Here is a 20,800-nt window from a genome sequence, read left to right as displayed (position 1 = left end):
GAAATGGTGGAATATGCGATACAGGAACTAGCCAATTTGTCTGGTGTCAGTACAAGAACGTTACGCTATTATGATGAGATTGATTTGTTAAAGCCGGCAAGAACAAACGAAGCTGGATATCGATTTTATGGACAAAAAGAGGTGGATTTACTTCAGCAAATTTTATTTTATAGAGCTTTAGATATGAAGTTGGCAACAATTCAGCAAATTTTACGGGCACCTGATTTTCAGCATAAGGAGGCATTAGAAAGTCATCGTATTGCCCTGCTTCAACGAAAAGAGCAACTTGAAAAATTATTGCAGACAGTAGAAAAAACAATTCAATCATTCGAGGAGGAATATCCAATGACAAACGAAGAGAAATTTAAAGGCTTTAAAGAAAAGCTAATCGAGGACAATGAAAAGCAATATGGGGAAGAAATTCGTGCGAAATATGGCAATGACACGGTAGAAGCATCGAATGCTAAAATGAAAAATATGACGGAGGAGCAATTTACTGCTATGCAACAGCTAGAACAGCAATTATTTGAACGTTTAAAAGAGGCAATGAAGATCGGCGAAACAAAAAATGATGTAGCTATGGAGGTAGCAGAGCTTCATAAGCGTTGGCTAAGTTTTTCATGGCCACAATATTCAAAGGAAGCACATGCTGGTTTAGTGCAAATGTATGTCGATGATGAGCGTTTTACAGCCTACTATGATGAGCGTGTAACAGCGGGTGCAACACAATTTTTACACGATGTAATAATGATCTATTCGAAAAATTAAGCAATTCCTTGTCATGCTTTATGTTTTAGAACCATTAATTTAGGAAAAAATGAAAGCATGAGGAGGAGATTTTTTTGAACCAACAATTTATGGAAAAGTTAAAACAGCAATTAGAGCAAGAATTGCAGGAAATAGAACAACAGCTTGAGGAATCAGAGCGCCCAGAAGCGACAGAATTATCTAATTATGATAATCATCCAGCAGACAATGCGAGTGATTTAACAGATCAGCTAACTGAAATGGCTATCGATGAGCACCGTGGTGATAATGCTGAGGAAATTAAACGTGCACTTCAAGCGATGCAAGACGGAACATACGGCAAATGTGCTGTCTGTGGGGAGGAAATTCCGCAGGGGCGCTTAGAAGCTATGCCAAAAGCATTGACGTGTGTAGAGCACGCGGAGCAAAAAGAAGAAGAGCTAAGACCAGTAGAAGAAGAAGTATTATCAGCATCACCAAAATCGGATGATTTCGTAGAGGTTGAAGAATTTGGCTCATCAGATACACCTTCTGATAAAAATTAATTACAAGTATTCTCTCCATGAGCAGTATAATAGCTGTAAGAGGTGAGGATATGGAAATTATAGATTTACATTGTGATGTATTGATGAAATTAACGGAGTTAGAATTTGCAAAATTTACTAATGATGATCGTTTACATGCAAACAAAGAAAGACTGCAATTAGGGCAAGTCAAAGCACAGGTGTTTGCTATTTTTATTAAACCGGATATCCCACAGAGCTTGAAATTTTTAGAAGTCATGCGTCAAATTGAAGCTTTCCATACGCATGTTTTACAAACCGAAGGCATGGTCCATATAACAGATTGGTCACAATTAGAGACATTAGCTCCATATGAAATAGGCGCTATTTTAAGCTTAGAGGGTTGTAGTTCTATCGGTGAAGACTTAGCAAAGCTATCCGCCATTTTAGATGCCGGCGTGAAGCTTGTTGGACTCACATGGAATGAGGAAAATGCCGTGGCCTTTGGCGCTGATCAAGATGCCAAATTGGGCTTAAAATCATTTGGAAAAGAAGTAGTAAATGTACTAAATGAGCGAGATATTATCGTAGATGTATCTCATTTAAATGAGCAAGGTTTCTGGGATGTCTTGCCACTAGCAAAACATATTATCGCCAGTCACAGTAATGCACGTGCACTTTGTGACCATCCACGTAATTTAACAGATGAGCAGGCCAAGGCACTTGTAGCGCATGGTGGTCATATCCATGTTGTGTACTTCCCTGAATTTATCGGTGTCAATGCGACATTAGACGATTTAGTGAAACATGTGAAGCATCTAGCGAATTTAGTAGGGGTTGAGCATATCGGGCTAGGTTCAGACTATGACGGGATTAATAAGACAGTTCAGGGATTGGCACATGCTGGGGAAGCACAAAATTTACTGGAAGCTTTACGTGAACATTTTTCAGACGAAGAGGTACGCGGTATTGCAAGTAATAATATTCGACAATATGTAAAAAAAGCAGCAGCAACCCGCTAAGGTTGCCGCACATTTATTAGTAGAAAAAGTAATTTATCAGTAGACCTACTCCTAATAGGAAGCCGAAAATTGTATTTGTTTGCGCTGTATACTTCATCGCAGGCATTACTTCTTTGGCTTCCTTTTTGTCGCGGAAAATTTGGATGGCACGAAGCGGTTTCGGTACGCTTAGGAAAATAATAAGTGCCCAAAAGGTAATACCGTCAATTGCTACTAGTGCAAGTACCCATAAGTACGACACGATGAAAAAGCCAGATAATACAGAAATAGCACGGTCACGACCTACTAAAATAGCAAGTGTTTTACGACCACCTTCTGTATCGCCAACGATGTCACGAATATTATTTGACAGCATGATGCCACCAACTAAAATCATACTTGGTACTGACAGTAAAATCGCATCAAGTGTTACTGTAAGCGATTGAATGTAAAAGGCGATTAAGACAATACCCATTCCCATAACAGCACCAGAAACTATTTCTCCAAACGGTGAATAGGCAATTGGATAAGGCCCACCAGTATATAAAAAACCAATAAGCATGCAAACGAGCCCTACGGCGGCAAGCCACCAAGAAGTTGAGGCACAAATATAAATGCCAAGAAGCATCGCTATAGCATAAAAGCTTAAGGCAATCATCATAATCGTTTTTGGCCGGACACCATGACGAACGATCGTGCCGCCAATACCAACAGAGTGTTCATTATCAAGTCCTAGTTTGTAATCATAGTATTCGTTGAACATATTAGTTGCTGCTTGGATGAGCATACTTGCAATCAGCATAGCAAAAAATAGTCCGAAATTAATTGTTTCTTTATCAATTGCGAGTGCAATCGCAGTTCCTAAAAATACTGGAACGAATGAAGCGGTTAAAGTATGTGGTCGTGTTAAATGCCACCAAACTTTAAAACCCCTATCAGCTTCAATGACTTTGGTCATAAGGTCTTTCTCTCCTTCAACTATTGTAGACTCTTCTTATTTTATACGAAGAAAGAGAAAATGGATAGGTTCACAGCTTATTACATACTGTTCAGTTGAAAAAAATGATACAATAGAACATGCATTTATGAACTGGAAATATAAGAATACGAGCGTCAAATAGTGAAAGACGACTATTTTAGCGTATTAAACATGATTCAATGGATGTCTAAATGCCAATGACTCATGTTAAAGTCCGGTATCGTTCCAGACAATTTGTATGTTTTTTGCGATAGCTACTATGGTAACATCGTTAAATCGCTAGGTGCTGTGTCTCTATCGAAATGACCAACATCTTGCTAACCAAAGAACAATTCAAATCTGGACGTATTATTTATCTGTAATGAATAAAAAAAAGGTAGATACTATTACACCGAGGCTATATTAATTATTTACATTGCAACAACGGAGGTAATTTTCATGCAACAAAAGTGGTACCAAACCACAGAAATAGAAGTGGACTCTTTGGGCCAAAACCTTCATTTTTATATGGAAACAATCGAAGTAAGTCGCTTATCGGCGCTAGCATTCTATGCGGCGGGCGAGGAGCGTTATAAAGGTGAACGATTTTATTGGCAAAATAGAGAAAAAACAATGACATTAGTGGGGTTAGGACATGCCCATACGATTCAAAACAACGCCAAAAATGAACGCTTTGACGAAGTGGAGGCGGAGTGGAAGCATTTAACGAAAAATTGTGTGAAGGGGCAAGCGGAGCTACAGCCTATTTTATTTGGCGGCTTTACATTTGATCCACGAAATAATGTGGCTGGGGAGTGGACGGGTTTTCCTGAAGCGTATTTTGCACTGGCAACATATCAGCTTGTTTTGCGTGATGACAAAGCATATGTGAGCATACATCTTATCACAAAAGAAAAGCAGGCAGAAGGCCAATTCGAAGCACTACGTAAAGAGCGTGATCACTTAATTCACGCCGCGCAGGTAAAAGAAGTGAAAACGTATTCAAAACCAGAAATGACAAGTTATTTCGAGCCTTATAAGGAGCCATATCTAGCATCAATTGATCAAGTGACAGCACTGATAAAGGCAAAGCAGGCCGATAAAGTCGTTATTGCACGGTCACTTGCACTACAGTTTAAAGAGCAGGTAGCATCTCCACAAATACTATCGCAAATTATTCATGAACAGCCGGAAAGTTATTTATTTGGATTAGAGCGCGACGAATTATTGTTTTTTGGTGCGTCACCTGAACGACTTGTAAAGGTTGAAAATGGTCATGCGTATTCATCTTGTGTGGCGGGCTCTATTAAACGTGGTAAAACAGCAGATGAAGATGATAACTATGGACAAAGCTTATTAAATGATCCGAAAAATGGTGGCGAGCATCAATATGTTGTAGATATGATTGCAGATATTTTCCGTAACAATTGTATCAATGTCAAAATACCAGATGGTCCACGCTTACTAAAAATTAGAGATATTCAACATTTATATACACCAGTTGCAGGTCAGCTAAATAAGGGAGCAACTATTTTACAATTGACAAAGTACTTGCATCCAACACCAGCTTTAGGTGGTGTGCCGAGACAAGAAGCTATGGCAGCAATTCGTAAATATGAGCCGATGAATCGTGGACTCTATGCTGCACCAATCGGTTGGATGGATGCTGAGGGAAACGGCGAATTCGCAGTGGCTATTCGTTCGGCAGCATTAATAAAGGATAAAGCCTATTTATATGCAGGTGGCGGTATTGTAGCAGATTCAGAACCACAATCAGAATATGACGAAACGTTAGTGAAATTCCGTCCGATGCTTCGTGCGTTAGGAGGACAATTACATGAGTGAACGGAAGATACTAACTGATTATGTTTATAAAATAGTCGCATCATTAGTACAAGCAGGTGTACAAAATGTTGTAGTAAGTCCAGGGTCGCGTTCGACACCACTTGCTTATGCAGTTGCATCTACAAAGCAACTTACTATGTATCGCCAAGTAGATGAACGATCGGCAGCTTTTTTCGCCCTAGGTATTGCTAAAGCTACAGCACAACCTGTTGTCCTATTATGTACATCAGGTACAGCGGCAGCAAATTACTACCCAGCAATCGTTGAGGCAAGTTATGCACGTGTACCATTAATCGTTTTGACAGCAGATCGACCTCATGAATTACGAGAGGTAGGAGCGCCACAAGCAATCGATCAACCCAATTTATATGGTACACATGTCAAGTGGAGTGTTGATTTTCCACTTCCAGATGACGCCGCGCCAACATTGCCATTTATTGAGCGTCACCTTGCTCGTGCAGTTGCCATAGCGACGAGCGCACCATGTGGACCAGTGCACATTAATGTACCGTTCCGCGAGCCCTTGCTTATTGATTTTTGTGAGATGTTGCCGGCAGCATCCTTTAAGCAAAGTAGCATTGCTGAGTTAACACCTTCTCTGGCAACACAGCAGGAGCTGGCGTCCATCTTACGAGCGACGAAAAGAGGCTTTGTAGTTGTAGGTGAGCTTGCTCTAGGTACAGATTTAACAATGTTGTGGGCCTTTATCCGACAATTGAAGTGGCCGGTAATTGTAGAGAGCTTATCCAATATGCGGACTTCGGTGCCGGAAGATTGTCTACCATATATCATTTCAACCTATGATGCGATCCTAAAAAGTGAAGAATTTAAAGCGCTTGTTGAACCAGAAACAGTGTTGCGTTTAGGTTCACAGCCTGTTTCGAAGTTTATGATGCAATTTATTGCGAAGTCACAGCCACATGCTTATATAGTTGTGGATGAAGATCCGATGTTCCGAGATTCTACAGGTGTATCGACACATTTTATTCATGCAAGTATTGGTGATTGGCTTGTTCGTTTAGATGTTCCTGAAACAGCACTAGAAGCGGAATATTTAGCAGAATGGCAAGATGCCAATGATATTGCACTTGAGTATATCGAACATTATACAGCAGGAGCAATTGATGAGGGAGCGATGGTGAGTCGTTTATTGGACTTCATCCCAAGTGGTAGTGATATTTTTGTTAGCAGTAGTATGCCAATTCGTGATATTGATACATTTTTAATGAAAACAACGAAGGATTTGCGTATTTTTGCAAATCGTGGGGCAAATGGCATTGATGGTGTTGTATCTACAGCACTGGGCTTTAGTCAGGTGAATAATCGTGAAACTTATCTTCTCATTGGTGATTTAGCCTTTTTACATGATGTCAATGGGCTCATTGCATCTCGCTATCAAGAATGTAACATGACGATTATTGTCATGAATAATGATGGCGGTGGGATTTTCTCTTATCTTCCTCAATCGACAGTGGAAGCACATTATGAGGATTTATTTGCTACGCCAACGGCACTTGAATTCCGTGATATTGCACATATGTATGGTATGGAATATATCCGTGTAGAGGACATATCTGAGCTATTATCGAAATTTAGCATAGTGAAAAAACGCCCTTTACGCTTACTTGAAATCTTTACAGATAGAGAAGAAAATGTCTATGCCCATCGTGCGCTTTGGAATCTTATTAACGCAGGGTTAAAAGCATGGCAAAGCTAAATGTTCGAGGCATTGACACACATGTAGAAATATGGAATGAAGAAGCATCGCAAACGCTTGTTGCTTTGCATGGTTTTACAGGAAGTACGGAGACGTGGCGAAATTTAGCGAGTGCTTTGCCTCAAGTACGCATTGTGGCAATTGATTTAATTGGTCATGGTCAAACGGCTGTACCTGAGCACTTTAGCCGTTTCTCCATGCAAGAACAACTGAGTGATTTAGAGGAAGTCTTTCATCAACTACAGCTAGAAAAATTTACACTGTTGGGCTATTCAATGGGTGGGCGTATCGCATTATCATATGCCATTTCCTATCCAACACGGGTAGAGAAGCTCATATTAGAGAGTGCTTCGCCAGGTTTACGAACATCTGAAGAACGTATGGAACGTTGCGAGCGAGATCATGCGCTTGCTGAAAAAATAGCAGCAAATGGTGTGGAATCCTTTGTAAATGCATGGGAAAAAATTGCGTTGTTCGACTCGCAGAAACGTTTACCTACAAGCATACGTCAAGCTATTCGCACAGAGCGACTCACTCAAAGTGAACACGGTTTAGTAGGAAGCTTACAAGGCATCGGGACTGGCAAGCAACCTTCGAATTGGTCGTATTTAACACAAATGGATTTGTCTGTAGTGCTTATTACTGGTGCGCTTGACGGGAAATTTTGTCAAATCGCAATAGAAATGAAAGCATTGTTAAAAAATGCGCACCATGTGACAGTAAATGACGCTGGACACGCAATTCATGTGGAAAATCCCGCTGAGTTTGCTACAATAGTAATGGAGAATTTAACGTAATGTTTTATTACGTTCGCGTCTCGATGTGAACGAGGCGAATTTGATAAATTAGGAGGTAATACAATGACACGTCAATGGACTACATTACATACTTACGAAGATATTAAGTATGAGTTCTATAACGGAATCGCTAAAGTAACGATTAACCGTCCCGAAGTTCGCAACGCATTCCGTCCTAAAACGGTTATGGAAATGATCGATGCATTTTCACGCGCGCGTGATGACAAAAATGTGGGTGTAATCATTTTAACAGGAGAAGGAGAACATGCCTTTTGCTCAGGTGGTGACCAAAAAGTACGCGGTCATGGCGGCTATGTAGGGGACGATGAAATCCCACGATTAAATGTACTTGATTTACAGCGTTTAATCCGCGTTATTCCAAAGCCAGTAGTAGCAATGGTTGCAGGCTATGCTATCGGTGGAGGCCATGTACTACACGTTGTATGTGACCTGACAATCGCAGCTGATAATGCTCGTTTCGGACAAACTGGACCAAAAGTTGGTTCATTCGATGCGGGTTACGGTTCAGGCTATCTTGCACGTATCATTGGTCATAAAAAGGCACGTGAAATTTGGTACCTTTGCCGTCAATACGATGCACAGCAAGCACTTGATATGGGATTAGTTAACACAGTTGTTCCTTATGAACAATTGGAAGATGAAACAGTGCAATGGTGTGAAGAAATGTTGCAAATGTCTCCAACTGCACTACGTTTCTTAAAGGCAGCGATGAATGCAGATACAGACGGCTTAGCAGGTCTTCAACAAATGGCTGGTGACGCAACACTTCTTTACTACACTACAGATGAAGCAAAAGAAGGTCGTGACGCATTCAAAGAAAAACGTCAACCAGACTTTGGTCAATTCCCAAGATTCCCTTGATTATTTAGATCGATTATCGGCTCGTATCTCTTAGTAGATGCGAGCTTTTTTATGTCTTTGTAAGATTGAGGCGGATATTATCATTAAAATGACGGATAAGGATGCAAAACAGACGGATAGACGGATTGTGTCAAAAAGCGGTAAGATTAATAGAGTGAATGAGTGGAGGGAACAAAAATGTATCCAAATTGGATTTTACAGCGCGCGTATTTAACACCATTACGTAGTGCGCTCACATATGAAGGACAAACATGGACGTTCCAAGAATTAAATGAGCTTTCCATGAAACGTGCACGTCAATTAACAGCGCTTGGCATTAAACAAAAAGATCGAATTGCTATCATGGGGCCAAGCACACCCGGACTTGTTGTAATGATATATGCCTGTATGCATTTGCAATGTGAAATGGTGATGCTAAATCGTAGATTATCGCGTTCAGAAATTGCTTATCAACTAGAAGATTCGGAGGCTGTAACAGTACTAGTAGCAGATGAGGATGCTGAAAAAATACCGACAAACACTTTGTCATACCATTTGTTTTCTACTGTTGAGAATAGTTTTGAACAAGTCGTTGATATTGCGAAAGAGTGGACATTAACACAAACTACATCAATTATGTATACATCTGGTACAACAGGTTTCCCAAAGGGTGTTCGGCAAACAGTTGGGAATCATCAGGCAAGTGCAACGGCCTCAGTTCTTAATTTAGGTTTACAAGCAGATGATACATGGCTATGTGCTGTGCCACTATTTCATATTAGTGGTTTTTCTATTTTAGTGCGGTCGTTATTGTACGGCAATAAAGTGCAGTTATACGAGAGTTTTGATGCAGACGCTATCGCTCAAAATATTATTGAAGGTGCTGCGACTTATATGTCGGTGGTCGCAGTGACTTTAGAACGAATTTTACATGCCCTTGAGCAGAGAAATGCACTAGCTTCACCACAATTTAAAATGCTACTGGCAGGGGGTGGCCCCGTTCCAAAGGATTATTTGACACGGGCAAGTGCTCTAAATCTTGCTGTTGCACAAACATATGGTATGACGGAAACCTCTTCGCAAACAGCTACATTAGCGAGCGAAGATGCTATGCAAAAAATTGGTTCAGCAGGGAAGCCATTATTTTTCAATCAAATTAAAATCTCAGAGCCAAATGCACAAGGGGAAGGGGAAATTTGTATTCGTGGTCCACATGTAACACCAGGTTATATTGGTCGTTTTGCACAAAAGAGTTCGACCATAGAGGGGTGGCTTCATACAGGAGACATAGGTTATATGGATGAAGACGGCTATTTGTTTGTTGTCGACCGTCGTGCAGATTTAATTATTTCTGGTGGAGAAAATATTTACCCTGCCGAAATTGAAAATGTACTATTGGCACACTCTGCTGTACAAGAAGCTGGGGTATGTAGAATGGACCATCCTCAATGGGGCCAAGTACCAATAGCTTTTGTCGTTTTGAAAGAACAAATATCCATTGAGCTATTACATGCGTTTTGTCAACTTAAGCTAGCTAAATATAAAGTACCGAAAGAAATCATCGTTATCGATGAACTCCCACGCAATGGTGCAAATAAGTTATTGCGAAGAAAATTGGTGGAATTACTTCCATCTGACATTTAAAATGAAGGCTTCAGATTGAAGACAAAAGGTTTTGGGAATGCGGTTTATTTCCGGAACCTTTTGATGTTTTCAGTGATTTTCATTAATGCGTGTTCATATGTAAAATCATTGTTCCTTTCGAGACACTACCTATCGCCATATCCACATAGCAAGCGAGTTTCTTCAAATTCATGGCAGCAAAAGTAAGTATCGTCTACATGATACTCCCTGATACCATATAGAGAGGAGAAAGCTGCGAGACTCCTGTGGAACGAGGAGGTTAGCTGATTCGTCCGCGGAAAGCGAGTGGCTTTTTCCAGACCAAATTTATTTTTATGATCTACAGTAAATGCCTTCATTAAGAAACTCCTTTTTTGTTTATGCCCAGGTTATCATACCCTTCAGATAGCACTTTTGTTTATTAAAGCTCTTATTTTAGGGTAATTTAATAATAAATTAACATAATATCTAATGGCCGGCATAAACTATTTAGTAAAGGAGAATGACTCAAATGAGGAAATATATATATAATGTCATCATTATATTATTTGTTCTACAAATGAGTCATGTGCAAGTATTTGCAAATTACCAACAAAAAAATATTGCAACAGTCAATACACTAGAGGCACTACAATATCAAATTCAACAGGAAGTAATGCAGTTAGCTACTGAGTTTGATATACGATACACAGGTGATACATCGGCATTGAAAGATGAACTAACAGAGCTTATAAAACATGCGATAAAGGACCCTTATTTTTACGCCAATATTTCTAGTTTTAAATGGAAGTATGATGGCTATGCCAATAATATTGTCATCGAATTTCAATTTACTTATCATATTTCTCAGGATGAGGAGGATTTTGTAGAGCGGACACTGACAGATATTATTGCACCTATGCATGGATTAAGCGATTTGGAAAAATTACAAGCTGCACATGATTTTATTGTCTTAACTTCGGAATACTCGAATGAAACGAAAGGAAGTCAATACTCTCCCTACACATTACTAACGGAAAACAAGGGAGTTTGTCAGGCATATGCTTTAGTGCTTTTTCGGATGTTGGAGATGCTAGGCTTCGAGGTGCAATATGTAACGGGAGAAGTAGGGGATCAACTCCATGCCTGGGTATTAGTGAAGTTAGAGAAGGCATGGTATCATATTGACGTTACGTGGGATGATCCATTACCTGATCGTCAAGGTGAAGTACGTTACAACTATTTTCTACTGTCAGATAGACAGTTAGCACAGGATCATACTTGGGATTATGCAAGCTACCCAGCAGCAACTAGTGAAGATTATTCAGCTTTACAGCAGGACAGTAAGGTTGAAGTAATGACGGCCCCTGTTGTTTTTAGTAGCTTAAATAACGATTATGGACTGTCTATTTTTGGGCAAAATAAGCTTTACACGATGCAATTAGAAGCACAGCCTAGTCATTTAGAAAAAAGTTATGTAAAGAATGACAGGTCAATACAGATGGTCCCTTACGATATGAATAAGCAAATTGTAGTTGCAAAGACGATTGCTTATGGTACTGAATTGCCAACATTCGAAGAGGTAGAGGTTGCACAGCAAATGTTAGCAAGTGTTCACAGAATGGAAAAAAGAATGCCTCAAGTGAAATTAGTCATAATAAAGGAGGTGTCCCATCTTGCTTTCGGGGCACCTCCTTTCTCACGTGAATGTTAATGCGCGTTTAATGCTGTATTTAAAGTTTTCATATTGTTTTGCATTAGGGTGAAGTATGTCTCTTTATTTTTGACATCATCTGTTGTCAAAACGCTTAAGTTATGCAGAACAAGTGATTCCGCACCAACTTCTTTTTGAATTACTTCTGCTAATTTAGATGATACATTTTGCTCAAATAAAATATAGTGAATGTGCAAGTCTTTTGCTTTATCTACAATGGCAGTTAATTCCTTTTGAGATGGCTCATTTTGAGAATTTAAACCTGCAATTGAAACTTGTGTTAAGCCATATTCACCTGCAATATAGCCGAACGCTGCATGTGAGACGAAGAATGTTTTTTCTCCGGCTTTTTCAGCCATCGTTTTAAATTCATTATCTAAATCTTGTAACTCATTTACTAATGCTTCGTAATTAGCGGTGAATGTAGCTTCTTGTGCTGGCATTTGTTCAACTAATGCGTTTTTAATGGAAAGTGCTAAATCTTGGCTAATCACAGGAGACAGCCACACATGGGGATCGACATCACCATGATCGTGATCCTCATGATTGTGACCTTCTTCAGCATGAACGTGCTCTTCTTCAGTAGCGTCATGATCATGTGCATTAGCTGTTTCGCCCTCATCGTCATGCGTGTGACCCGTGCTAACAGCTAATTTCTCATCGGATACTTGGTCTGCGGTAGCAACCATTGTAACATCTTCTTTGGCTAATGTTTTTTTCGCATTTTCTACGAAACCTTCAAGACCGAGACCAATATAAAAAAATAAATCAGCATCTGCTAAGTGCATCATATCTTTTTGAGTAGGTTCGAATGTATGCTCATTAGCACCAGGAGGATAAATTGATGATACCTCTACAAAATCGCCACCAATTCTCTCAGTAAAGTAACTTAATGGATAAACAGTCGTGTAAATGGACAACTTATCTTTAGCGTCAGACTGTTTGGGCGTTGAGGACTTATCGCCACAGGCAGCTGTAAAAATAGCTAGAACAGTAACTAGGAAAAATAACAATAATTTTTTCATATAATTAGAATACCTCTCTTAAATAGTAATCATTACGATTTATTTTTTGAACAGTTCCTATAATAACGCACATCAGAAAAAAGTACAAGAAAAAAATGACCTTCGAAAATTATTTCTTTTTCGAAGGCCATTTTTCAGGCACAGGATCAAAGCCACCTGGATGAAATGGTTGGCATTTTGAAATACGTATAACGGTTAATAGTAATCCTTTAATGGCACCGTGTTTTTGAAGAGCTTCTAAACCATAAGACGAGCATGTTGGATGGAAGCGACACGATGGTGGCGTCATCGGTGAGATGAATTTTCTGTACAACTGAATGAGCCATATAAAGGGATATTTCATACTTGTTGGTCCTTATGTTGTGCAGTGCTTTCCTCAGGCTTCGCATCGATGGTTTGTATAAACGAGTTTCCTTTTTTCTTCATGATAACGATGACAGAAACTCCAAACATTAGCATCATCATGGCGATCATAATAATAATTGGTAATGGCACACCCATTGTTTTCACTCCAAATTCTAATTGATATTGTTATTATAAGAGAAAGGCTTTTGAAAATATACTAATTGAACTAGTCATCATGATGCTGAAAGTTCTGCTTAGGTTTTTCGTCAACTGTATGTTTATAGGCATAAGCACGATTGACACTTAAAATGGTAGCAACTGTTATTAGAATAACAATAACTATCGCTACGATAATGAGAGTAGTTAAATTCATGGCATTCACTCCGTTCATTGTTCATCATTACTATTATAAAAGATGTACTATAGTTAGTTGTGAAGGAAGTTTGACATTCCAACGAATAAAATCACTCTTTTACCATCATACTATGGAAAAAGGAGTGTTTCGGTGCTATGGATCGTCAACGCGTATACTTTTCACTTGCCAATAAAACGTATTATACTAATCCATATGAAGGTCAATGGAATTTTGAGCTCAATGTAGATCGACAAGCATTAGACGTTTTTGAAAAAATCTTTCAGCAAATGCAGCTACTAGAAATTTCGAATGCATGGCGTGCACAATTACCTTATGTACCTTATCATTTAGATCAAGAAAATGATGCCATTGATTTACGTTTAAAAAAAATTTATGCCTTAGTGCATGAATATGGAGACGCAGATACAAAAGCTTTCGTTGAACAATTACCATATTTCAATAGACGTGTCTAACTACTTAGTGAAGTACTTGATTTCATGAGACTTCATGGCCATTTGCTGTGGATAGTTATTCGATGCAGTCCACCAAAATTAAAAACGCAAGAATGTTGTGTCGCAACATTCTTGCGTTTTTAATTTTTATTAGTTAATGGTCGTCAAAATAGAAAATACAGCTTCCCTGGGTACCATAATAGGAATAGAAAGTTCCTTTTTTATCGCATTTTTCATTGTAGTCGAATAGCCCATACAATCAAGGATAAGTATGTCAGCTCCTTGTTGTTGTAACTTTTTTGCTTTGCCCAATAGATGTTGTTCATTATAATGATACGGTGAGCTTGCAGCATACGTGAAATCAAATTTTGCCTTGTGCCATTTATCCGCGATACTTACAAGTTGTTCGGGTTCTGGCCCAATCAATCCAAGCTTTAAATCAGCATGGATACCATAGACTAAATGGGTAAGCAATCGATCAGGGAGTAATAGGTTTTTACCAACGAGTGCATTTGTAAAATCGCCCGTACACATAAATAAAATCCAAGTATGTTCTGTCAAATCATTGATTCGCTTTTGAATAAAGGGCAGGAGCTTTTTTTTACTTAGTTTCACCTGTTTACCATTGGCAAGTAATGTTACTAAAACATCTAAATCCTGAATGCTAGGTGCAAGTGTAGCAATTTCAGAAGAAGAAAGTAAATCGAGTACACCAAACTCTGTAACATGTAAGCCAGCCTTTTTTAATTGTAGAATATCATCAGCCATATCTTTACGGGGGGCTTGTCCTATTGTGACAATCGCAATATTAGAATTCATTATTTACTCACTCCGCTTCGTAGTATTTTCTACCATTAACAAATGTTTGTAGCACTTTTGCTTCAGTCGTAAAAATAGGGTGAGACCATACGACGAAATCAGCATGTTTACCTTCTTCTAGTGAGCCTATAAGATGGTCGAGTTGTACAAGTTTGGCAGCATTATGCGTAATACTTTTTAATGCAGTATCTTCATCTAATCCGTAACGCATAGCCTCTGATGCACAGTACTTTAAATACTGTACAGGTACAAAAGGATGGTCTGTCATAATAGCAAAAGGGATGTCATGCTCTTTAAAGATTTTAGCGATTGCTGGTGTAGAGTTACGTGTCTCGTATTTTGATGGTGTAAGCATATAGGGTCCAACTGTTGCATGAAAGCCACTTGCTTTCACAGCATCCACAATCATATGCCCCTCTGTACAATGTTCTAAATGGAGTTTAATATTAAATTCTTTGGCAATCCGGATGGCAGTCATAATATCATCTGCACGATGACAATGAAGACGCAGTGGCATTTCACCACGTAGTACTTCAATAAATGGACGTAACTCTAAGTTGCGTGAAATTTGTTCATTCATTTCATCATCTGACAGGTGAGTGGCACGATGAAAGCCATCTCGTAAAATTTGGGCTATTGCCATACGTGTCATAGGTTTTCGTTTATACTGATTGCCAAAAACACTTTTTGGATTTTCCCCTAAGGCACCTTTCAAACCGCTTCGTTCCACCAATATGCGCGAAGCAAGAGTGGGACCTGCTGTTTTTATAATACTCCATATCCCGCCAATTACATTGGCACTACCAGGACCTGTTTGAACGGTAGTAATGCCACCTTCAATCGCATGTTGAAATGAGAAATGATGAATATCTACACTATCTAAAGCATGCATAAGTGGAGTAAAGGGTTCACTGTATTCATTCGCATCATTAATATCTTCTGTTACTTCTGCCCAAGTACCAACATGTGCATGGATGTCGATTAAACCAGGCGTGACAAAAGCTCCTTGTAAATCAATATGTTCGGCATGGGAAGGGAATTCTTTAGCAGGGCCAGCATAAGTAATGGTTTCATTTTCTACCCAGAGTTGTTCAAAAGTATCGTTGTGATCATTTGCTGATATAAAATGTGCATTATGATAAATAATCATTTGTCATCCCTCACCCCTGAAAATACTTTTTGGCCCTTTATAATAGTCGCGACAACCTTTGCATCTAAATCCAAAGGATGTTTATTCCATACGACAAAGTCTGCTAGTAATCCATCACGGATAGTACCTGTTACATGTTCGATACCGAGAAACTTTGCCGCCCCTGTTGTTAATGCGTACAGTACATCCTGACGTGTTAAACCTTCACGGACGGCGAAACAGGCTTCAAGTGCTAAATGGGTCGAGCTACTCACAGGATGATCTGTACAGAAAACAAAGGGAATATCGCGATTGTTAAGTTGTTGATAGAGTTTTGGTGAGAGTGCAATCATTTCGTTATGTTCAATATAACGGAATGTTGGACCTGCGATCACGGTATTGAATGTTGTATCTTCTACAGATGGAATTTCAGTCCCATGGATAATATGGAACTCGAAGTCGAACTGTTGTTGTAAACGAGCAATGAACTCAATATCGACTGCCTTATGTGCTCGCACGATTATTTTACGGATTAGTGGCTCTTGCTCTTTAATAGATTGAAGCGTTTCTCGTAGTATTTTAGCTATACCCATACGAGTGAGCGGTTTTTTCTTGGAAGTAAAAAATGTACTTTTGGCATTTTGACCAATCGAAAAAGAGTAAGCAAAATCTTGCTTAATTACCATTTCATCAACGGTTATATGCGCGTGATGAATAATCGCTGTTTTTGCCCCAATCAAACTTTTCGCGGAAGGTACGATATGGGAGGCTGTTATCCCATGGGAAAGCGCTTTTTTAAATGCTGCGTCGAATGGATAAATGCCATCAAGTACTGAATATTGCAGATTTGAGTCAAACTCAAAGCTATCATCCCCCTCCCAACGAATACCTATTTCAGTTAAACCAATTTGGGAGCAACTATCGATAAAGCCGGGTGTTACATAATATCCATCTAAATCTATTTCTGTTTCTATAACCGCATTGCTTTGTTTGAAATATTGTTTTTGTACATCAAAATTTTTCTTTTCAAAATTTCGAGTTTCGGCATTAAAAACAAGTCCATTTGTATAACGTGTTGTCAAATAAAATCCTCCAATCAATAGAAAAGCGAAGAATTACATCTCCGCTTTTCTAATTATCAAATTTTCCCGCAAACTTCTAGACAACTGTGGATGTTCGAGAGTATTACACGTGTCATTAAATGCTTACAAAGCTTTTGAATAGTACATCTGTAGTCGATGTCGTATGAATTCCTCGGGATTCTATCATTATTTTGAAATTGACACGTTTGTCCCGTTCGGGTGTACGATTTGAACAGAATTATCTGCAGAAACATTAAAGCCTTGTACTTTTTTATTAACTCCTGCCACTGTTTGTGTTGCTTCTAATTCAATACGTGGAACATCAGCTAAAATGAGTTTTAGTGCCTCTTGATATAAAGCCGCACGCTCTTCTTGTACAACTGTTTCAGAAACAGCGCGATCTAACAATGCATCGACCTCTGGATTGCTATAGCCTTTACCATTACCTAAGGCGCCTACTTGTTTGGTGTGGTAAAGCTGATATAAGAAGAAGTATGGGTCAGGGTACCACGTCCAGCCACCGATATTCATCGGAGCTTTTCCTTTAGCTACTGTGTCACTATAAGTACCCCATTCTAAAACTTTGATTTCTACATCGATATTCAAGTTTTCTTTTAATTGACTTTGGAAAATTGTTGCATAAGGTACACGTGCTTCCGATACGTAAATTTCCGTTTGAAAGCCATCTGGATAACCAGCTTCAGCCAGTAATTTTTTCGCAGCGGCAGGATCATACGTTGGTACTAAGCCAATTAAAGATTTATCATACCCCCATGAACCTGGAGGTAAAGGTAGATAAGAAACATCACCGCCACCCCATTGATTTACACCAGAGATAATTTCCTCGACGTTTGTTGCTTTATAAATGGCCTCCCGCACGCGCACGTCAGCTGTTGGCCCTACTTTATTGTTTAAATCTAGATAGACGATGGATAGCCCTGCATTTGTTAAAAGTTCTAGATTATTATCTTGTTTAATGATTTCACGATTTTGTCCTTTCACATCCATCGCGATATCAATATCACCAGAGCGTAACGCATTCGTCATCATATTTTGATCTGAAATAAACTTCATTGTTAATTTATCTATATTGGGTGTTTCACCCCAGTAATTTTCATGACGAACAAATTGTACTTCTTGGTCTTTTTTCCATTCCTTTAATTGGAAGGGACCTGTGCCTATAAAGTGGTCAGAGAAATTATCTCCCCAGCCCTCAACCTCTTCTTTAGGAATAATAATGTTACCTGCATCCGTTAGCATAGCTAGTAATGCTGCGTTTGGTGTAGCTAAATGAATCTCTAGTTCATAATCAGATAAAACTTTTACCTCTGTTACACCGCTTAAACGGTTCATTGCAGATTCTTTTGCAGAACGTTCTAGTGAATACTTAACGTCTTCAGCAGTCATTTCGCGACCATCTTGGTATTTACCAGGTTGGAATTTGACACCTTCACGTAATTTGAATGTATAAACTAACATATCATCTGACACTTTCCATTCTGTTGCTAAAGAAGGGATTATCTCAGAAAGGTCTTTATTATAAACAACTAAAGTGTCGGCTATTTGGCGCATTACCTGTGATTCATAGACACCTGTGTACTTAATAGGATCAAATGTTTTAGCATTTGCAGAAAGACCGACCTTTAAAGTGCCGCCCATTGCTACTTCTCCATCTTTCTGTTCTCCAGTTGAACTCCCTTTATTCGAGTTATCGTCTCCACAAGCAGCTACAAGGCCAATGACTAATGTTAAAACTACTATCAAAAAAGATTTTTTTAAGTTATTTTTCTTCATACATGCATGCCTCCTTGTTTTTTTGTTTCACAATATGAACCGTTGTTTCGAAAATGGTAGGTTCGACATTAAAAATAGCATAGTTGTTAATAGAAAGTAAATATAAAATTAAAATAATTCTGAAAAATATGTTTACAAATGAAGATGTGTGCGTGTAGTATTTAGTTATTCACAATATGAACCAGTGTTTCTAATAATGAAAAAAGGAGGTCTTTTGATATGGGCTCTTATATTTTAAAAAGGTTAATCAATCTAATACCAACGCTTTTGGTAGTGGCCATTATTGTTTTTGTTATTACAAGGTTAATACCTGGTGATCCAGCAGCAGTGATGCTAGGACCACAAGCGAGTGTTGAAGATGTAGCAAATTTAAGAGACGAATTAGGGTTAAATGAATCGGTACCTGCACAATTTATTTCATATGTAGCAGACTTAGCGCAGCTTAATTTGGGTCATTCATATTCTTATAGTGAATCTGTCATTGGGCTCATTTTAGAAAGGTTTCCGAATACAGTAATTTTAGCTCTCGCAGCATTAGTAATTGCAGTAGTAATTGGGATTCCAGCGGGAATTCTAGCAGCTAGAAAACAAAACACAATGATAGATTATGCTGTCATGTTAGTATCCTTAGTTGGTGTTTCTATGCCAATCTTTTGGTTAGGAATTATGTTAGTTCTACTGTTTAGTGTCAACTTAGGCTGGTTGCCAGCTACAGGGATGGGGAGTTTAGAGGATGGTGTATGGACATATATTAAACATCTAATATTACCTGCGTTCGCATTAGCTACAATTCCGATGGCCACGTTTGCACGTATTACACGTTCTAGTATGTTAGAAGTAATTTCCCAAGATTATATTAAAACAGCACGATCTAAAGGGATTAAAGAATATTTGGTTATTGGGAAACATGCATTCAAAAATGCATTAACGCCGATTTTAACAGTATTAGGGATGCAAATTTCCAATTTACTAGGCGGTGCAGTATTAACAGAAACAATATTTAGTTGGCCAGGGATGGGACGACTCATTGTAGATGCGATTGATAAACGCGATTTTGTTGTGGTACAAGGAACCGTTATTTTCATCGCATTGATTTTCGTATTAATTAACTTAGCGGTTGATATTTTATATAAAGTTGTGAATCCAAAAGTAAATTTAGAATCGGATGGGGGGAAAAAATAACGATGGCTCAAGCAATAGTGAATGACAACAAGAAAAAAAATACGTTGCTTAGAAAGTTGTTAAAAAATAAATTAGCATCAATCGGCTTAGTTATTGTTGCAATAATGACGATTATAGCTATATTTGCACCGTTGATTGCAACACATCCACCGAATGAAATGAGTATTGGGAAATCGTTTTTACCAGTAAATACAGAAGGTCACTTACTTGGTACAGATAACTATGGTCGTGATTTATTTAGTCGCTTAATATATGGTACACGCATCTCAATGATTGTAGGAATTGCGGCAGTTCTATTTGGCGCATTATTTGGGACATTACTTGGTTTATTAGCAGGATATTTTGGTGGTCGTTTAGATTCAATGATTATGCGTACTATGGATGGTCTTTTTGCATTCCCATTTATTTTACTAGCTATTACGTTAATGACTGTACTTGGTCAAGGTTTAGTAAATGTTATCGTTGCAATTGGCATTGCGAATATACCAGGGTTTGCCCGTCTTGTGCGTGGACAAGTATTAAGCGTAAAAGAGGAAGAATTTATTGAAGTGACACATTCATTAGGCGCGACACATAAGCGTATTATTTTTAGTCATATTTTACCGAATTGCATGGCGCCTTTAATTGTATATGGCACGATGAGTACAGCGGGGGCCATTATTTCTGAAGCAGCACTTAGTTTTCTAGGATTAGGTATTCAACCACCGACTGCTTCTTGGGGAAGTATATTGAAAGATGGTAAGGATTTTTTAGTATTAAATCCTCAAATGGCGACATACTCAGGAATTTGTATTTTGTTAACAGTACTAGGTATTAATCTTTTAGGTGATGGACTACGAGATGCTCTTGATCCGAAAATGAAAGTTTAACAT

General features: G+C 38.7%; 21 protein-coding genes. 12 read left to right on the top strand and 9 right to left on the bottom strand.

Annotated features, from left to right (window positions below; translation table 11 throughout):
• Nucleotides 1-6 precede the first annotated feature (6 nt).
• The 3 genes from C9J31_RS18080 to C9J31_RS18070 all read left to right on the top strand — a co-directional run bounded on the left by C9J31_RS18080 (nucleotide 7) and on the right by C9J31_RS18070 (nucleotide 2,272).
• Nucleotides 7-768: a MerR family transcriptional regulator gene (locus C9J31_RS18080; RefSeq protein ID WP_107923306.1), complete on the top strand. Its 762-nt coding sequence runs from the start codon at nucleotides 7-9 to the stop codon at nucleotides 766-768.
• A 74-nt stretch (nucleotides 769-842) separates the two neighbouring features.
• Entirely contained in the window at nucleotides 843-1,292 is a 450-nt protein-coding gene (locus tag C9J31_RS18075; protein WP_107951492.1) for a TraR/DksA C4-type zinc finger protein, read from the top strand.
• A 50-nt stretch (nucleotides 1,293-1,342) separates the two neighbouring features.
• Nucleotides 1,343-2,272, top strand: coding sequence for a dipeptidase (locus tag C9J31_RS18070; protein WP_107951493.1), 930 nt, complete (start codon nucleotides 1,343-1,345; stop codon nucleotides 2,270-2,272).
• A gap of 16 nt (nucleotides 2,273-2,288) precedes the next feature.
• Here the strand turns inward: C9J31_RS18070 and C9J31_RS18065 are convergent, their stop codons facing one another.
• Nucleotides 2,289-3,209: a 1,4-dihydroxy-2-naphthoate polyprenyltransferase gene (locus C9J31_RS18065; protein ID WP_107951494.1), complete on the bottom strand. Its 921-nt coding sequence runs from the start codon at nucleotides 3,207-3,209 to the stop codon at nucleotides 2,289-2,291.
• Between the two features lie 459 nt (nucleotides 3,210-3,668).
• Between C9J31_RS18065 and C9J31_RS18060 the strand changes: the two genes are divergently transcribed.
• The 6 genes from C9J31_RS18060 to C9J31_RS18035 all read left to right on the top strand — a co-directional run bounded on the left by C9J31_RS18060 (nucleotide 3,669) and on the right by C9J31_RS18035 (nucleotide 11,745).
• The gene (locus tag C9J31_RS18060) at nucleotides 3,669-5,054 is read left to right on the top strand and encodes an isochorismate synthase (protein ID WP_107951495.1); all 1,386 of its coding nucleotides are present in this window, start codon (nucleotides 3,669-3,671) and stop codon (nucleotides 5,052-5,054) included.
• Nucleotides 5,047-6,771, top strand: coding sequence for a 2-succinyl-5-enolpyruvyl-6-hydroxy-3-cyclohexene-1-carboxylic-acid synthase (gene menD / locus C9J31_RS18055; protein WP_107923310.1), 1,725 nt, complete (start codon nucleotides 5,047-5,049; stop codon nucleotides 6,769-6,771). The genes C9J31_RS18060 and menD overlap by 8 nt, the downstream gene beginning before the upstream one ends.
• Nucleotides 6,759-7,568, top strand: coding sequence for a 2-succinyl-6-hydroxy-2,4-cyclohexadiene-1-carboxylate synthase (gene menH / locus C9J31_RS18050; RefSeq protein ID WP_107951496.1), 810 nt, complete (start codon nucleotides 6,759-6,761; stop codon nucleotides 7,566-7,568). The genes menD and menH overlap by 13 nt, the downstream gene beginning before the upstream one ends.
• A 63-nt stretch (nucleotides 7,569-7,631) precedes the next feature.
• Complete coding sequence (gene menB, locus C9J31_RS18045) at nucleotides 7,632-8,450, top strand: 1,4-dihydroxy-2-naphthoyl-CoA synthase (RefSeq protein ID WP_054767225.1); 819 nt, start codon at nucleotides 7,632-7,634, stop codon at nucleotides 8,448-8,450.
• A 177-nt stretch (nucleotides 8,451-8,627) separates the two neighbouring features.
• Nucleotides 8,628-10,073, top strand: coding sequence for an o-succinylbenzoate--CoA ligase (locus tag C9J31_RS18040; protein ID WP_107951497.1), 1,446 nt, complete (start codon nucleotides 8,628-8,630; stop codon nucleotides 10,071-10,073).
• A gap of 490 nt (nucleotides 10,074-10,563) precedes the next feature.
• Nucleotides 10,564-11,745 (top strand): transglutaminase domain-containing protein, encoded by a 1,182-nt coding sequence (locus tag C9J31_RS18035; protein WP_107951499.1) that lies wholly within the window; start codon nucleotides 10,564-10,566, stop codon nucleotides 11,743-11,745.
• Here the strand turns inward: C9J31_RS18035 and C9J31_RS18030 are convergent.
• From C9J31_RS18030 to ytzI, 4 genes are all read right to left on the bottom strand, one after another.
• On the bottom strand, nucleotides 11,742-12,770 hold the full coding sequence (locus C9J31_RS18030) for a metal ABC transporter solute-binding protein, Zn/Mn family (RefSeq protein ID WP_107951500.1): 1,029 nt from the start codon (nucleotides 12,768-12,770) through the stop codon (nucleotides 11,742-11,744). The two genes, C9J31_RS18035 and C9J31_RS18030, sit on opposite strands and share 4 nt — an antisense overlap.
• A 109-nt stretch (nucleotides 12,771-12,879) precedes the next feature.
• Nucleotides 12,880-13,113, bottom strand: coding sequence for a membrane protein insertion efficiency factor YidD (gene yidD / locus C9J31_RS18025; protein WP_054767226.1), 234 nt, complete (start codon nucleotides 13,111-13,113; stop codon nucleotides 12,880-12,882).
• Nucleotides 13,110-13,271, bottom strand: coding sequence for a hypothetical protein (locus tag C9J31_RS18020; RefSeq protein ID WP_167395911.1), 162 nt, complete (start codon nucleotides 13,269-13,271; stop codon nucleotides 13,110-13,112). The genes yidD and C9J31_RS18020 overlap by 4 nt, the downstream gene beginning before the upstream one ends.
• Nucleotides 13,272-13,341: 70 nt before the next feature.
• Nucleotides 13,342-13,488, bottom strand: coding sequence for a YtzI protein (ytzI, locus tag C9J31_RS18015; RefSeq protein WP_107923315.1), 147 nt, complete (start codon nucleotides 13,486-13,488; stop codon nucleotides 13,342-13,344).
• 137 nt (nucleotides 13,489-13,625) lie between these two features.
• Between ytzI and C9J31_RS18010 the strand changes: the two genes are divergently transcribed.
• Nucleotides 13,626-13,943 carry a transposase gene (locus tag C9J31_RS18010; RefSeq protein WP_107923316.1) on the top strand — a complete coding sequence of 106 codons (318 nt, stop codon included), beginning with the start codon at nucleotides 13,626-13,628 and terminating at the stop codon, nucleotides 13,941-13,943.
• Between the two features lie 129 nt (nucleotides 13,944-14,072).
• On the opposite strand, the gene C9J31_RS18005 is transcribed toward C9J31_RS18010, so the two are convergent.
• The 4 genes from C9J31_RS18005 to C9J31_RS17990 all read right to left on the bottom strand — a co-directional run bounded on the left by C9J31_RS18005 (nucleotide 14,073) and on the right by C9J31_RS17990 (nucleotide 18,746).
• Nucleotides 14,073-14,741: an AroM family protein gene (locus C9J31_RS18005; protein ID WP_238602212.1), complete on the bottom strand. Its 669-nt coding sequence runs from the start codon at nucleotides 14,739-14,741 to the stop codon at nucleotides 14,073-14,075.
• 7 nt (nucleotides 14,742-14,748) lie between these two features.
• Nucleotides 14,749-15,891 carry an amidohydrolase family protein gene (locus C9J31_RS18000; RefSeq protein WP_107951502.1) on the bottom strand — a complete coding sequence of 381 codons (1,143 nt, stop codon included), beginning with the start codon at nucleotides 15,889-15,891 and terminating at the stop codon, nucleotides 14,749-14,751.
• Complete coding sequence (locus tag C9J31_RS17995) at nucleotides 15,888-16,952, bottom strand: amidohydrolase family protein (RefSeq protein ID WP_107923319.1); 1,065 nt, start codon at nucleotides 16,950-16,952, stop codon at nucleotides 15,888-15,890. The genes C9J31_RS18000 and C9J31_RS17995 overlap by 4 nt, the downstream gene beginning before the upstream one ends.
• Nucleotides 16,953-17,138: 186 nt before the next feature.
• Nucleotides 17,139-18,746, bottom strand: coding sequence for an ABC transporter substrate-binding protein (locus C9J31_RS17990; protein ID WP_107951503.1), 1,608 nt, complete (start codon nucleotides 18,744-18,746; stop codon nucleotides 17,139-17,141).
• Between the two features lie 219 nt (nucleotides 18,747-18,965).
• Here C9J31_RS17990 and C9J31_RS17985 point away from each other — a divergent pair, with 219 nt between their 5' ends.
• Complete coding sequence (locus C9J31_RS17985; RefSeq protein ID WP_107951504.1) at nucleotides 18,966-19,928, top strand: ABC transporter permease; 963 nt, start codon at nucleotides 18,966-18,968, stop codon at nucleotides 19,926-19,928.
• 2 nt (nucleotides 19,929-19,930) lie between these two features.
• Nucleotides 19,931-20,797, top strand: coding sequence for an ABC transporter permease (locus tag C9J31_RS17980; RefSeq protein ID WP_107951505.1), 867 nt, complete (start codon nucleotides 19,931-19,933; stop codon nucleotides 20,795-20,797).
• The last annotated feature ends 3 nt before the right edge of the window (nucleotides 20,798-20,800 follow it).

The sequence above is a fragment of the Lysinibacillus parviboronicapiens genome (assembly GCF_003049605.2).
In the GTDB taxonomy this organism is placed as follows: Bacteria; Bacillota; Bacilli; order Bacillales_A; family Planococcaceae; genus Lysinibacillus; species Lysinibacillus parviboronicapiens.
Note: the sequence above shows the minus strand (reverse complement) of the source record. Positions and strands in the feature narration are given on the sequence as shown.

Excerpts from the sequence above, each read along its gene's own strand:
- C9J31_RS18070 (WP_107951493.1), top strand. The coding sequence starts at position 1,343 with ATGGAAATTATAGATTTACATTGTGATGTATTGATGAAATTAACGGAG.
- C9J31_RS17985 (WP_107951504.1), top strand. The coding sequence starts at position 18,966 with ATGGGCTCTTATATTTTAAAAAGGTTAATCAATCTAATACCAACGCTT.
- menB (WP_054767225.1), top strand. The coding sequence starts at position 7,632 with ATGACACGTCAATGGACTACATTACATACTTACGAAGATATTAAGTAT.
- C9J31_RS18010 (WP_107923316.1), top strand. The coding sequence starts at position 13,626 with ATGGATCGTCAACGCGTATACTTTTCACTTGCCAATAAAACGTATTAT.
- menH (WP_107951496.1), top strand. The coding sequence starts at position 6,759 with ATGGCAAAGCTAAATGTTCGAGGCATTGACACACATGTAGAAATATGG.
- C9J31_RS18005 (WP_238602212.1), bottom strand. The coding sequence starts at position 14,741 with ATGAATTCTAATATTGCGATTGTCACAATAGGACAAGCCCCCCGTAAA.
- C9J31_RS17990 (WP_107951503.1), bottom strand. The coding sequence starts at position 18,746 with ATGAAGAAAAATAACTTAAAAAAATCTTTTTTGATAGTAGTTTTAACA.
- C9J31_RS18020 (WP_167395911.1), bottom strand. The coding sequence starts at position 13,271 with ATGGGTGTGCCATTACCAATTATTATTATGATCGCCATGATGATGCTA.
- ytzI (WP_107923315.1), bottom strand. The coding sequence starts at position 13,488 with ATGAATTTAACTACTCTCATTATCGTAGCGATAGTTATTGTTATTCTA.
- C9J31_RS18000 (WP_107951502.1), bottom strand. The coding sequence starts at position 15,891 with ATGATTATTTATCATAATGCACATTTTATATCAGCAAATGATCACAAC.
- yidD (WP_054767226.1), bottom strand. The coding sequence starts at position 13,113 with ATGAAATATCCCTTTATATGGCTCATTCAGTTGTACAGAAAATTCATC.
- C9J31_RS17980 (WP_107951505.1), top strand. The coding sequence starts at position 19,931 with ATGGCTCAAGCAATAGTGAATGACAACAAGAAAAAAAATACGTTGCTT.
- C9J31_RS18040 (WP_107951497.1), top strand. The coding sequence starts at position 8,628 with ATGTATCCAAATTGGATTTTACAGCGCGCGTATTTAACACCATTACGT.
- menD (WP_107923310.1), top strand. The coding sequence starts at position 5,047 with ATGAGTGAACGGAAGATACTAACTGATTATGTTTATAAAATAGTCGCA.
- C9J31_RS18030 (WP_107951500.1), bottom strand. The coding sequence starts at position 12,770 with ATGAAAAAATTATTGTTATTTTTCCTAGTTACTGTTCTAGCTATTTTT.
- C9J31_RS18035 (WP_107951499.1), top strand. The coding sequence starts at position 10,564 with ATGAGGAAATATATATATAATGTCATCATTATATTATTTGTTCTACAA.
- C9J31_RS18065 (WP_107951494.1), bottom strand. The coding sequence starts at position 3,209 with ATGACCAAAGTCATTGAAGCTGATAGGGGTTTTAAAGTTTGGTGGCAT.
- C9J31_RS18060 (WP_107951495.1), top strand. The coding sequence starts at position 3,669 with ATGCAACAAAAGTGGTACCAAACCACAGAAATAGAAGTGGACTCTTTG.